Annotated in this window: 12 protein-coding genes and 1 pseudogene; 4 read left to right on the top strand and 9 right to left on the bottom strand. The window is 44.4% G+C overall.

Features of this window, described 5'->3' with window-relative positions; genetic code table 11:
• Window positions 1-8: 8 nt before the first annotated feature.
• Both EDC44_RS09590 and EDC44_RS09585 read left to right on the top strand, forming a co-directional pair.
• Complete coding sequence (locus tag EDC44_RS09590) at window positions 9-1313, top strand: ATP-binding protein (protein WP_131978019.1); 1305 nt, start codon at window positions 9-11, stop codon at window positions 1311-1313.
• A 59-nt stretch (window positions 1314-1372) separates the two neighbouring features.
• Window positions 1373-2134 carry an NADPH-dependent oxidoreductase gene (locus tag EDC44_RS09585; RefSeq protein WP_131978016.1) on the top strand — a complete coding sequence of 254 codons (762 nt, stop codon included), beginning with the start codon at window positions 1373-1375 and terminating at the stop codon, window positions 2132-2134.
• A gap of 15 nt (window positions 2135-2149) precedes the next feature.
• On the opposite strand, the pseudogene EDC44_RS09580 reads toward EDC44_RS09585, so the two are convergent.
• The 4 genes and pseudogenes from EDC44_RS09580 to EDC44_RS09565 form a co-directional block, all read right to left on the bottom strand.
• Window positions 2150-2752 (bottom strand): annotated as a pseudogene (locus EDC44_RS09580) (sugar O-acetyltransferase).
• Between the two features lie 7 nt (window positions 2753-2759).
• The gene (locus EDC44_RS09575; RefSeq protein WP_131978013.1) at window positions 2760-3569 is read right to left on the bottom strand and encodes a 5'-nucleotidase, lipoprotein e(P4) family; all 810 of its coding nucleotides are present in this window, start codon (window positions 3567-3569) and stop codon (window positions 2760-2762) included.
• Window positions 3570-3855: 286 nt separating this feature from the next.
• Entirely contained in the window at window positions 3856-4353 is a 498-nt protein-coding gene (gene rraA, locus EDC44_RS09570) for a ribonuclease E activity regulator RraA (RefSeq protein ID WP_131978010.1), read from the bottom strand.
• 61 nt (window positions 4354-4414) lie between these two features.
• On the bottom strand, window positions 4415-5320 hold the full coding sequence (locus EDC44_RS09565; RefSeq protein ID WP_131978007.1) for a 1,4-dihydroxy-2-naphthoate polyprenyltransferase: 906 nt from the start codon (window positions 5318-5320) through the stop codon (window positions 4415-4417).
• Between the two features lie 73 nt (window positions 5321-5393).
• Here EDC44_RS09565 and tsaA point away from each other — a divergent pair, with 73 nt between their 5' ends.
• On the top strand, window positions 5394-6110 hold the full coding sequence (gene tsaA, locus EDC44_RS09560; protein ID WP_131978004.1) for a tRNA (N6-threonylcarbamoyladenosine(37)-N6)-methyltransferase TrmO: 717 nt from the start codon (window positions 5394-5396) through the stop codon (window positions 6108-6110).
• 49 nt (window positions 6111-6159) lie between these two features.
• Here the strand turns inward: tsaA and EDC44_RS09555 are convergent, their stop codons facing one another.
• Window positions 6160-7458: an adenylosuccinate synthase gene (locus EDC44_RS09555; RefSeq protein ID WP_131978001.1), complete on the bottom strand. Its 1299-nt coding sequence runs from the start codon at window positions 7456-7458 to the stop codon at window positions 6160-6162.
• A gap of 153 nt (window positions 7459-7611) precedes the next feature.
• Between EDC44_RS09555 and polA the strand changes: the two genes are divergently transcribed.
• Window positions 7612-10401, top strand: coding sequence for a DNA polymerase I (gene polA, locus EDC44_RS09550; RefSeq protein ID WP_131977998.1), 2790 nt, complete (start codon window positions 7612-7614; stop codon window positions 10399-10401).
• Here the strand turns inward: polA and EDC44_RS13225 are convergent.
• The 4 genes from EDC44_RS13225 to EDC44_RS09530 all read right to left on the bottom strand — a co-directional run.
• Window positions 10398-10508, bottom strand: a complete 111-nt coding sequence (locus EDC44_RS13225) for a pyridoxine 5'-phosphate oxidase C-terminal domain-containing protein (RefSeq protein WP_165870250.1) — start codon at window positions 10506-10508, stop codon at window positions 10398-10400. The genes polA and EDC44_RS13225 overlap by 4 nt on opposite strands.
• Window positions 10509-10661: 153 nt before the next feature.
• The gene (locus tag EDC44_RS09540; RefSeq protein WP_243647931.1) at window positions 10662-10982 is read right to left on the bottom strand and encodes a phospholipase D-like domain-containing protein; all 321 of its coding nucleotides are present in this window, start codon (window positions 10980-10982) and stop codon (window positions 10662-10664) included.
• A gap of 179 nt (window positions 10983-11161) precedes the next feature.
• Window positions 11162-12319 (bottom strand): DUF6396 domain-containing protein, encoded by a 1158-nt coding sequence (locus tag EDC44_RS09535; RefSeq protein WP_131977995.1) that lies wholly within the window; start codon window positions 12317-12319, stop codon window positions 11162-11164.
• A 73-nt stretch (window positions 12320-12392) separates the two neighbouring features.
• Window positions 12393-13076: DUF6396 domain-containing protein (locus EDC44_RS09530; RefSeq protein WP_131977992.1), on the bottom strand; the 684-nt coding region annotated here is incomplete at its 5' end.

Genomic DNA, 13076 nt, shown 5'->3' with positions numbered 1-13076 from the left:
GCACATTTATGCAACGCAATATTCTGCAACAGCTCACCGAATGGAAAGCCAAAGCAAACCGCAAGCCTTTGATAATTCAAGGGGCAAGACAGGTGGGGAAAACATGGGCGATGAAAGCCTTTGGCGAAATGGCGTTTACCAAAATCGCCTATATCAATTTCGATAACAACAGTCGTATGCAAACCCTGTTTAGCGGCGATTTCGGCATTCAGAGGCTGCTTCTGGGCTTGAGCATTGAAGCGGGCGTGGAGATTGAGGCGGAAAATACCCTGCTGATTTTTGACGAAATACAAGAAGTGCCGCAGGCGTTATCGGCACTCAAATATTTTTATGAAAACGCACCGCACTTTTATATCGTGGCAGCAGGATCGCTATTGGGCGTGGCATTGCGCCAAGGCACGTCGTTTCCTGTGGGCAAGGTGGATTTTTTGTCGCTGTATCCGATGGATTTTACCGAATTTTTGCAGGCGATGGGGGAGCAGGCGTTGCTGAATTTGTTGCAGTCGCAGGATTGGGCGTTGATTGCGGCGATGAAATCCAAATACATCGAGCGGTTGCGGCAATATTATTTTGTCGGCGGAATGCCCGAGGCGGTTAAAACCTTTCGGGATACGCAAAATCTGCAGGAAGTCCGCACGGTACAACGCAATTTACTGCTGGCGTACGAGCAGGATTTTTCCAAACACATTGACGATCCGCGCTTGGTAATGCGAGTGCGAGCCTTGTGGAACGCCCTGCCCGGACAGCTTGCCAAAGAAAATAAAAAATTCGTGCTTGCCGAGCTGCAAAAAGGGGCAAGATTTAAAGATTACAAGCTGGCGTTGCAATGGCTGAAAGACAGCGGTTTGGTGTACCCCGTGTACCGTATTAAAAAACCGAATCTGCTGCTGACTTCGTATCAGGAAAACATTTTCAAACTTTACTGTTTGGATGTCGGCTTGCTAGCGTCGAAAAGCCATCTCGACCCGATTGTACTGCTGGAGCAAAACCGCTTGTTTACCGAGTTTAAAGGGGCATTGACTGAGCAATATGTATTGCAGCAGATGCAAGCCAATCAGCCCAATCCGATTTTCTACTGGGCAACGGAAAGAGGCACGGCGGAGGTAGATTTTGTGTTGCAATATCAACAGGATATTGTACCGATTGAAGTCAAAGCCGAAGAAAACCTCAAAGCCAAAAGCCTACGTTCTTATTATGATCAATACCAACCGAAACAGGCTATCCGCACCTCAATGGCGGATTTCAGGCAGGAAGAATGGCTGACTAATGTGCCGTTGTATGGAGTAGGATCGTACTGTAAATTCTCCCTATAATAAATTTACGCTGTTATTATCAGCAATACTTTCAATAATCTTAACCAAAGGAAAAAACAATGAATCAAACCATTCAAACCCAGCTGCAACATCGCAGTATTCGTCGTTTTAAAAATACGCCATTGAAGAAAGAAGAAATCGAACTGTTGATTCAGGTTGCACAGCGTGCGGCGACCAGCAGTTATATGCAGGCGTGCTCTGTGATAAGCATTACTGATGATACGTTGAAACAAGCGCTAGCGCAGATTAGCGGACAGCCGTATGTGAGTGAAAACGGTCATTTATTTATGTTTGTGGCGGATACGGCACGCAATGCGGAAATTGCCCGCACGCAAGGGGCGGAACCGATTTATCAAGGCACGACCGACCGCTTTTTGGCAGGCGTATATGATGCCACTATTGCTTGTCAGAATATGGTGGTTGCTGCGGAAAGTTTGGGAATGGGGACAGTTTATCTCGGTTCGATTTTAAATGATGTGGAAAAAGTGATTGAACTGTTGCAGCTGCCGAAACTGACCTTCCCGGTGTTTGCCTTGGCGGTGGGCTGGCCGGATCAAACGCCGCAACACAAACCTCGATTGCCGAGTGCCATTATGCATATGGAAAACCGTTATGTTCCCATCAGCGAGCAACAAGCGGCACTTGCCGAATATGATCGTGAATTAACAGCCTATTATCAATCCCGTAGCGATAATGTCCGTGCCGAAACCTTTAGTCATATGGCGACAGAATACACCCGTAGCCAACAGGCAAAACGTACCCAAATCGCCCACATATTGAGAAAGCAGGGATTTTTATCGGAGTTGGAGGAAAATCCGTAACACTATAAAGTGCGGTCAATTTTGCATATAGTTTTTAATGTAATCGTCCCGATCCTGTTTGGTGATTTGGCGTAGTATGCGGCAAGGGTTGCCGACCACCAACGAATTTGGCGGAATGTCCTTGCTTATCACAGAGCCTGCGCCGGCAACCACGTTGTCGCCGATAGTTACGCCCGGCAGTACGATCACATTGCCGCCCAGCCATACATTATTGCCGATACGAATCGGTTTTGCCTACTCCCATTCTTGATTGCGCAACTCGGCATCAAGCGGATGCCCCACGGTATAAAGGCTGACATTGGGGGCAAACAACACATTATTGCCGATATAAACCCTGCCGCTGTCTAAAATCGTGCAGTTGTAGTTGGCGAAAAAATTATCGCCCACCTCAATAAAGCGCCCATAATCACAATAAAACGGTGACACAATATTCGGGTTATTGCCGTTTTTACCGAGAATTTCACTGATTAAACGGGCTTTATTGGCGTGATCGCTAGGGCGGGTCAAAATATTGTATTCGTATAACCGCTCTTTATTATCAAGGCGTAACTGTTTTAATTCTTCGCAAAAGGGCTGATGTGCCAGCCCTGCAAACATTTTTTCTTGTTCGGATAACATCATTTAGTTATTTACCGTCCCACGCGCGGATTGCATTACGACGAATAGTCGATTTATGTTGGGCATCGCCTTTGTAGTAATTTTTATCCAATCCGCCTTCCCAGTCACCATAGTTCGGGTTTGGTAATACGATAAATTTTGTGCCGAATAAGGCTTTGTTTTGCTTAACAAAATCGCGACGTTCTTGGTTGGATTTTTTATATGTGGCATCGCCGAAATCATTGAGATTGTCGCCCACATATAACACGATGTCATAGCCTTGTTGTTCAATTTCGGCAAAGCGTGGCGATTTATTGGATTTGTCCTTTTTCAAAAATAAGCGATCTTCACGCACGCCGCTAAACCCTAAACGTTTCATATCATCAAGGGTCGCTTGTTTTTCGCCGGCATCTTTACGGTTTGAAACAAAAAACATCGTGCCGTTATGTGAATTAACATAATTGGCAAACTCCACCGCACCCGGAATCGGCAGCACTTGACGGGCGTTGACCCAGCGTGTCCAGCTTTCCCCCTCGAAAGGTTCGCCGTTTTTCACTTGCCAGCCGGCATAGGCGCTGTTATCGATCATTGTTTCGTCTAAATCCACCACAACGGCTTTTTTCTTGCCTTTTGCCGCTTTAGCCTGATCAAAGGCAGTTTTGGCACTATTAAAGGCTTGATGGGTAAGGGCTTGATATTCGCCCGATTGTTGCAGCCAGACCACACCAAGGACGGCTTGATTTTGTAATTGGGCTTCGGCGGCGTTATTTGGTGAATTGCAAGCGCTCACTAAAAGGGCGGCACAAATGCCGGCAAGGGCGGAATAGTTGAGTTTCATAAATTCTCCTTATTATTGTAAGTAGGAAATTAAAAAGAATTGCCGATAAATCGACTTGAGAATTCTGATACTTTATTTTTTCCTTGTAAACCCTTTTTCAGGCTTTGGTGCATTTTCACTACAATGCGGCAAATTTTCTGTGCCGTGAGAATGAGAATATACTTGATGACAAGTGCTTGATTTGAATGTTTGGGCATATTCGGTTATAAAAATCTGCACCTTACTCAGTTAGATGTGTAGTCTAACTTTTGGCGTGCAGATCAAATTTTTTATACCGGAATCTGTATTATTCTTCCCCATTCTCCAAATCCAACGATTCTTGTGAAAGAATAATTCCCGTTAAATCTGCATACACGTAATCTTCCGGGAAAAAGGTTACACCGCCGAAATTCACTGGTATGTCGGTTTCACCGCCGGTGTTTTCATCTGCACCTACAGGAATCGGAGCAAGGGCGTGGATGCCGATGTCCATTTCCTCTAATTGATTGAGCTGGCGGACTGCCCCATAAACGATAATCCCTTCCCAATTATTATCTAACGCAAGTTGAGCCAATTCGCCATCAATCAACGCGCGGCGTACAGCACCGCCGCCGTCTACCACTAACACCCGGCCTTTACCGTTTTGCTCTAACACTTCAGCAATCAGGCCGTCAGCTTCAAAGCATTTTACTGTTACCACTTGACCATAGAATGATGAACGTCCGCCGAAACTGGAAAAAATCGGTTCCACTACATCCACTTGATCAAGATAAATATCGCATAATTCTGAAGTATCAATTCCCATAGTAATGCCCTTGCTGATAAAAAAATGACTGTTTTTAGTATATTATGATTGCGACGAGATCTCAACCAATTAGCAATCCCACACTGAATAAGATGTTAGTGAGCAATGCCAATATCGACATTTGAGCCAGCACCGGTCGCAATGCCAAAGGATCTTTGTGGCTGTACACAAAAACCACGTGTTTGCACAACAACGGCAACGCCAGTAAAAAAATAAAACTAAACGGCGAATAAAAATTCATTACTGCAAACATCACATAACACAAACCAGCCAGTGCTAATAACACGCCATGATATACGCGTCCTTTTTCCGGCCCGATTCGCACAATCAATGTATTTTTGCCTGCTTTGCGATCTTGTTCGATATCCCGTAAATTATTGATATTTAACACCGCACTTGCGAGCAATCCGCAGGCAACCGCAGGCAGAAAAATCTCTGCACTGAGCTGATGAACCTGTAAATAATAGGTTCCGCCCACGGCCAATAAGCCGAAAAAAATAAAGACCGACACATCACCCAATCCCATATAACCATATGGTTTTTTGCCTACGGTATAGGTGATGGCTGACACAATCGCCAAAATTCCCAGCACCGCAAAGGCGATTAAATCCGTGATACTTTCATAGGCTAAACCGATTAAAGTTGCCCCGGAAATAACGCATGCGATAACCATAAAAATTAAGCCGATTTTAAGCTGTCCCACAGTAATCCCGCCTTGCTGAATTCCCCGCAAAGGGCCGATGCGTTCTGCAGTATCGGAACCTTTTTGATGATCGCCGTAATCATTGGCGAAATTAGATAAAATCTGCAGTAGCGTTGCAGTAAACAAACACAGCAACGTAAAACCTAAATTAAATTTCCCAGCCCAATAAGCTAACGCCGAACCGGTAAGAATAGAAGCCACTGCCAAAGGCAGCGTTTTTGGTCGTGCGGTTTCAAACCACATTTTTAAGCTATTGTTTTTCATAATTTCCGATTAAAATAATAAGGTCTGTTGATGTTTGTTAAAATCCCGCTTATTGTATGCAATTTCATTTACTATGTCGAATTTAACCCTTAATTTACAAGCTGTAGGCATTATTCATACGCCTTACAAAGAAAAATTTTCCGTACCACGCCAACCGGATTTAGTGCAAGACGGCGTGGGTGTGGTGGAATTATTGCCACCCTATAACCAGCCCGAAGTGGTGCGAGGATTGGAACAATTTAGCCATTTATGGTTAATTTTTCAGTTCGACCAAATTCCTCAAGGCAAATGGCAGCCCACTGTTCGTCCGCCCCGTTTAGGTGGGAATCAACGGGTAGGCGTATTTGCATCTCGTGCTACTCATCGTCCGAATCCGCTGGGATTATCCAAAGTAAAATTACGAAAAGTGGAATGTGCCGACGGTAAAGTGTTATTGCATTTAGGAGCAGTGGACTTGGTGGACGGTACGCCGATTTTTGATATTAAACCCTATATAGCCTATGCCGACAGCGAACCCAATGCTCAATCAGGCTTTGCTCAGGACAAACCGCAAGCAAAATTACAGGTGAGATTCAGCCAATCCGCTCAAAGTGCGGTGGAAAAAATCGAAAAAAACCGACCGCACTTCGGTCGATTTATCCGCGATGTCATCGCACAAGATCCCCGCCCTGCTTATCAGCAAGGCAAACCGTCAAATCGTATTTACGGAATGCTGTTATATGAATTCAATGTGCGGTGGAAAACGGTGGAAAATTCAGTGGATGTGGCAGAAATTGTGGAAATCTCATAAGAAAAGGCGTATGCAATAATACGCCCTTACAAGTAGAAATATCAATGAATTACGCAGCAAACGGATCACGCAAAATCATTGTTTGTATACGATCCGGGCCGGTGGATAGAATATCAATCGGCACGCCCAGCACCTCTTCTACACGTTTAATGTAGTTACGGGCGGTTTGCGGTAATTGGTCAAGACTGGTAACACCAAAGGTGTTTTCAGACCAACCCGGCAAGGTTTCGTAAATCGGTTCCACGCCTTCCCAATCTTTCGCAGCAAGCGGAGAATATTCTACGATTTCACCGTTCGGCATTTTGTACGCAGTGCAGATTTTGATTTCGTCAAAACCGTCCAACACGTCTAATTTGGTCATACAGAAACCGGAAATAGAGTTAATTTGAATGGCACGACGCACGGCAACGGCATCGAACCAACCACAGCGACGCGGACGACCGGTTACCGCACCAAATTCATTTCCTTTACGGGCAATTTCTGCACCGGTTTCATCAAATAATTCTGTGGTGAACGGACCTGAACCTACGCGGGTACAATAGGCTTTAATGATACCCAACACATAATCCAAATTACGCGGACCAAAACCGGAACCGGTTGCCACACCACCGGCAGTAGTATTTGAACTGGTTACGAACGGATAAGTACCGTGGTCGATATCCAACATTGTGCCTTGTGCACCTTCAAATAAAATGTTGTCACCGTTTTCGCGGGCTTTGTGCAACATTGTAGTGACATCCGCCACCATACCGGTGATAATATCTGCCACCGCAAACACATCATCTAAGGTTTTTTGATAATCCACCGCGTCTACTTTGTAGTAGTTCACTAGTTGGAAGTTGTAGTAATCTAAGATATTTTTCAATTTTTCCGCAAATTGCTCGCGGTTGAATAAATCGCCCACACGCAAACCGCGACGAGCCACTTTATCTTCATAAGCCGGACCGATACCGCGGCCGGTGGTACCGATTTTATTTTTACCTAAAGCAGATTCGCGAGCGTGATCCATTGCTACGTGATAAGGCAAAATCAACGGACAGGCTTCAGAAATTTTCAAACGGTCACGCACGTTCACGCCACGTGCTTCCAATTCGCCCATTTCTTGCATTAAAGCAGAAGGTGAAAGCACCACACCGTTACCGATCAAGCAGGTCACGTTATCACGCAAGATACCGCTTGGAATCAAACGTAATACGGTTTTTTCACCGTTGATAATCAACGTATGTCCGGCGTTATGACCGCCTTGATAACGCACTACATATTTCACGCGATCGGTTAATAAATCTACAATTTTCCCTTTCCCTTCATCGCCCCATTGAGCCCCCAGGATCGCTACACTTTTACCCATTTTTTGGTCCTACCTTTTCGGTTAAGTTTTTTAAGAACATGATTGGTCTTTACTTTACTATTTTTACCATTAAATCTCAATGCAAAATATCAGAAATTGCCATAATCGTGCTATACTTTTCACAAATCATAACCAACGGAAAAGATCAAAACTATGACGCAAATTGCCGAAAATCCTTTAGTCCTGGTGGACGGTTCATCTTATTTATATCGTGCGTTCCACGCATTTCCGCCTTTGACCAATTCTCACGGCGAACCAACAGGGGCGATGTATGGCGTGTTGAATATGCTGAAAAGCCTGATCACTCAAGTGCAACCGAGCCATATTGCAGTGGTGTTTGATGCTAAAGGCAAAACCTTTCGCGATGAAATGTTCGAACAATATAAATCCCACCGACCGCCGATGCCCGATGAATTACGCAGTCAGATTCAGCCATTGCATAATATTATCAAAGCGTTAGGCATCCCTTTATTAGTGGTGGAAGGCGTGGAAGCCGATGATGTTATCGGCACGCTGGCAGTGCAGGCATCAAAGTGTGGTAAGAAAGTCCTGATTTCTACCGGCGATAAGGATATGGCACAGTTGGTGGATGACAATATTATGCTCATCAACACAATGAACAATACCCTGCTGGATCGCAAGGGTGTAATTGAAAAATACGGTATTCCGCCGGAATTGATTATCGATTATTTGGCGTTAATGGGCGACAGTTCCGATAACATTCCGGGTGTGGCAGGCGTAGGCGAGAAAACCGCGCTAGGCTTGCTGCAAGGCATCGGCAGTATGGCAGATATTTATGCCAATTTGGAGAAAGTAGCCGATTTGCCGATTCGCGGAGCAAAAAAATTAGGCGAAAAATTACAGGCTGAAAAACAAAATGCTGATTTATCTTATGCTTTAGCGACGATTAAAACCGATGTAGCGTTGGATATTTTACACGATCAACTCACCATCGGTACGGCTAATAATGATGAACTAACGAAATATTTCAGCCGTTATGAATTTAAACGCTGGCTGAGCGAAGTGATAAACGACGAAAGTTCGGTGACCAAACTGCAAGAACAAGCGGTGAAAGTCAACAATTATCAGGCAACACCTGTTGCCAAACCAACGGAAAGTGCGGTCAAAATTCAAATAGATCGCAGCAAATATCAATGCATTCTCAATCAAACGGATTTTGATTTATGGCTGGATAAATTGTCGAAAACCCCGGTTTTTGCCGTGGATACGGAAACTGATAGTTTGGAATATATGTCTGCCCATTTAGTGGGAATTTCTTTCGCGCTTGAAAATGGTGAAGCCGCTTATTTACCATTGCAACACAATTATCTCGGTGTGGCAAAACAATTGGATTTTCATACCGCACTTGAGCAACTCAAGCCGATTTTGGAAAATCCCAATATTCAAAAAATCGGACAAAATATCAAATACGATCTTACTATTTTTGCCCGTCACGGCATTCACCTGCAAGGCGTAGCTTTTGATACAATGCTTGAATCCTATGTGCTGGACAGCACCGGCCGACATAATATGGACGATTTAGCTTTGCGTTATTTAGGTCATCAAACCATTGCTTTTGAAGATATTGCAGGCAAAGGCAAGGGACAGCTGACATTTAATCAAATCGAATTAGAACAAGCGGCGGAATATGCCGCGGAAGATGCAGATATCACAATGAAACTGCATCAAACCTTATGGCAGCGGCTTACAGCCGAACCGTCGTTGACAAAACTGTATCAAGAAATGGAAGTGCCGCTATTGCAAGTGCTTTCCCGTATGGAACGCAACGGCGTATTGATTGACAGCTATTTACTGCAATCGCAATCCAACGAAATCGCCACAAAACTGACCGCACTTGAGCAAACCGCTTATGACTTGGCGGGGCAATCTTTTAATCTGGCATCTACCAAGCAATTACAGGATATTCTGTTTACCAAGCTCGGTTTGCCGGTATTAAAGAAAACGCCGAAAGGAGCACCGTCTACCAACGAAGAGGTGCTGGAAGAACTATCTTATGAGCATGCCTTGCCAAAAATTTTAGTGGAACATCGCGGCTTAAGTAAATTGAAATCTACCTATACGGACAAATTGCCACAAATGGTGAATCCAAATACGGGACGGGTGCACACATCTTATCATCAAGCGGTCACCGCAACGGGGCGTTTGTCATCCAGCGATCCGAATTTGCAGAATATTCCCGTGCGAAATGAAGAAGGGCGTCGCATCCGCCAAGCATTTATTGCCCGTGAAGGCTATAAAATTATCGCCGCCGACTATTCGCAAATCGAATTACGCATTATGGCACATTTATCCGGCGATAAAGGATTGACTACAGCGTTTGCGCAAGGCAAAGACATTCACCGTTCCACTGCGGCGGAAATTTTCGGCTTGCCGTTAGAATCTGTCACTGGCGAACAACGCCGCAGTGCCAAAGCTATTAACTTCGGTTTGATTTACGGTATGAGTGCATTCGGTTTATCCCGCCAATTAAATATTCCCCGCGGTGAAGCACAAAAATATATGGATTTATATTTCCAACGCTACCCGGCGGTGCAAACCTTTATGCAGGATATTCAGCAAAAAGCCAAAGCTCAGGGCTATGTGGAAACGCTGTTCGGCCGCCGTTTATATCTGCCGGATATCAACTCCTCCAACGCAATGCGCCGCAAAGGTGCGGAACGTGTGGCGATCAACGCCCCAATGCAAGGTACCGCCGCGGACATTATCAAACGAGCCATGATCGATATTGATCGTGCTATCACCGGTGATGACAATATTGTGATAATTATGCAGGTACACGATGAATTGGTATTTGAAGTGCGGTCGGAATTTGTGGAAAAATATACCGTACTTATCAAACGACTCATGGAAAACGCCGCCCGACTCAGCGTGCCATTGATTGTGGATGTAGGCGTGGGCGAGAATTGGGATGAAGCGCATTAAGGCAAAAGCCGAGCTTTCAACCAACACTCATCTTGCCACTGATAGCAAATGCGATCATGCAATCTGTTTGATCGCCTTTGCCAAAACTCGACAACGTCGGGAATCACCCATAGCTGCCCTTGTGCTGCGGCGAAGCACTTGCACAGAGTACATTAAAGTAAATTTTGCCGCTTATCAAAAGTACTTATCACCACCTGCTAGTCGTGCTATCCTCCGGATTCGCCGCTGGATTATTACTGGTGTGTAATCCCCATAAACGCTTACGAATGCCTGCGTGCTTTCATGACATCCGACATAACGTCCTGCCGCCCTAATAACCTTAACATATCATTGGTGGTTTTTGTTCCTTTACCAATCCCCGCATCTGATGAGTTTGTTATCGCAAACCAGTGAATCGGGCCTTCCCGTCCTGCACCGCGCATTCTCTCCCAATGTTCGATAAATGCCGAAACCAGCGGCGAAAAACGGAAATATTGGTTTTCCATATAAATATAGCTGGTCGTTTGTTTGATGTTTTTTAAATAGACTTGCATGATATCTTCTACATCGGGGTCGTCATATGTGCGCACAATTTGCGCCATTAACAACTTGCCCTCCGCACCCAATTTCGTGTTCGGTTGATAATCCGTTCGCACAAACCGTTTTCTCTGCTCCATCAGTGACAAATAGGTATTTTAAAAATCTCATAGCACAATGAAAAAAATCAAAAATGTTGATACAAAATAACCACCGCGCTTTTAAAAAGTGCGGTGGGGTTAGCCTACTTTTTCTTTTTCACTTCTTTCGGCAAACCCGTCGCTTCATCAAATCCTGTGTCAGGGTCTAAGCCTGCCTGGCGTGCCAGATGATACATTAACGCTTCGCTTGGTCTTGGTGGGGCTTCGCCCTCATACCAACGTTGGAAAGCAATTTTGCCGTCCCATTCCGGTAGCGGGGCTGGCGGAAGCGGCACGATCTCGTCTAAATCAGGGACTGTGGGTTGCAAGTAGTCTTTATCGGATAAATATCTTGCGATTATTTGATACCGACGTGAACGTTCTTGATCTTCTGGGAGATTTAAAAAATGAATGTTTTCTTCTTTTTGAGTACCGCTAAAACCTTTAAATAAGTAACGGGCAGAACCAGAATTGCCATTTTTAACTCCTTGATAAAAGCCTTCTAAGGCTTTAGCATATTCCTTATGAATTTTAAATCCGATTCCAAGGCTTTCAGAAGCTTTTCCAAAACCTTGTTGAGAAGAACAAAGCAAAAATTTTTCTGCAAGTGCTAAACGCATTTCACGTGTTTCTTCGTCATTAATACCTTCTAATATTTCCGCCACTACATATTGTGCTTCTCGACTGCCTAAATCCGCCGCCTTGCGTAAATAAGCATATTTGCCATCTTTTTTCGTACGTACGCCGTAACCAATATCTAAATAGCCATAGAGTTTGTAATAAGCCGTAGCAGGCAGCTGTTGTGCCAAATGTTCATTTAAACTATGAATTTCCGTTTGCGGAAATTTGCTACTAATCCGTCCGCTTTTTAAGAGATATTGCAAACGTAAATTGGCTTTATAATCGCCGTTTAACGCCGCAATGCGGTAAAAACGGGCTAAGCCGTTCCACACCTCATCGCCTTTTTTGCCCGTCCACATATTGTGTAAGTCATGATAAAGCGCGTAATCATACAGTTGTTGGACTTCTTGTGAACGTTCGGGGCGTTCTTCGTGTTGACACTGAAAATCTAAATGAGCTTGGAGTTGCGTTAATTTTGTGTTGTTCATCTTTCGTTTCTCTTTGTCGGTTAATCCTTGTGAGGTACGGTGGGAGTTCGGCCCTCCCCCCATATCCAGTTGACTGATGATATGATAAAAACCGATAACCGCCGCGATAACAAGAAATAACAGGGTGACAAACAAATATTTTAAAAATCTCATAGCACAATGAAAAAAATCAAAAATGTTGATACAAAATAACCACCGCGCTTTTAAAAAGTGCGGTGGGGTTAGCCTACTTTTTCTTTTTCACTTCTTTCGGCAAGCCCGTCGTTTCATCAAACCCTGTGTCAGGGTCTAAGCCTGCCTGACGTGCCAGATGATACATTAACGCTTCGTTTGGTCTTGGTGGAGCTTCTCCCTCATACCAACGTTGGAAAGCAATTTTGCCGTCCCATTCCGGTAGCGGGGCTGGCGGAAGCGGCACGATCTCATCTAAATCGGGAACGGTGGGTTGGAGATAGTCGTTATAAGATAAATAACGCCAAATAATCTCATAACGTTGCGAGCGTTCGGGGTCAAGGGAGAGTTCTAAGCTACTTAAATAATCTTCTTTTGTAATTCCTCCAAATACTTTTTTTAGTATATGCGCTGAAAGTGAGCTACCATTTTTTACACCTTGTTGAAAAGTTCTCATAGCTTTTTGATATTCTTTATCAATTTCAAATCCTAAACCTAAACTATCTGAAGCCTTAGCTAATCCCTGCTCCGATGCACAAAATAATAACTGTTCCGCAAGCTCCAAGCGCATCTTGCGGGTTTCTTCATCATTGATATTTTCCAGCATTTCAGCGACAACATATTGTGCTTCTCGGCTACCTAAATCCGCCGCCTTGCGTAAATAGGCATATTTGCCGTCTTTTTCCGTGCGTACACCGTAACCAATATCTAAATAGCCATAGAGTTTATAATAAGCAGT

This window comes from Cricetibacter osteomyelitidis (assembly GCF_004340985.1).
GTDB classification, from domain to species: domain Bacteria; phylum Pseudomonadota; class Gammaproteobacteria; order Enterobacterales; family Pasteurellaceae; genus Cricetibacter; species Cricetibacter osteomyelitidis.
This window is presented reverse-complemented; position numbering and strand designations above follow the sequence as displayed.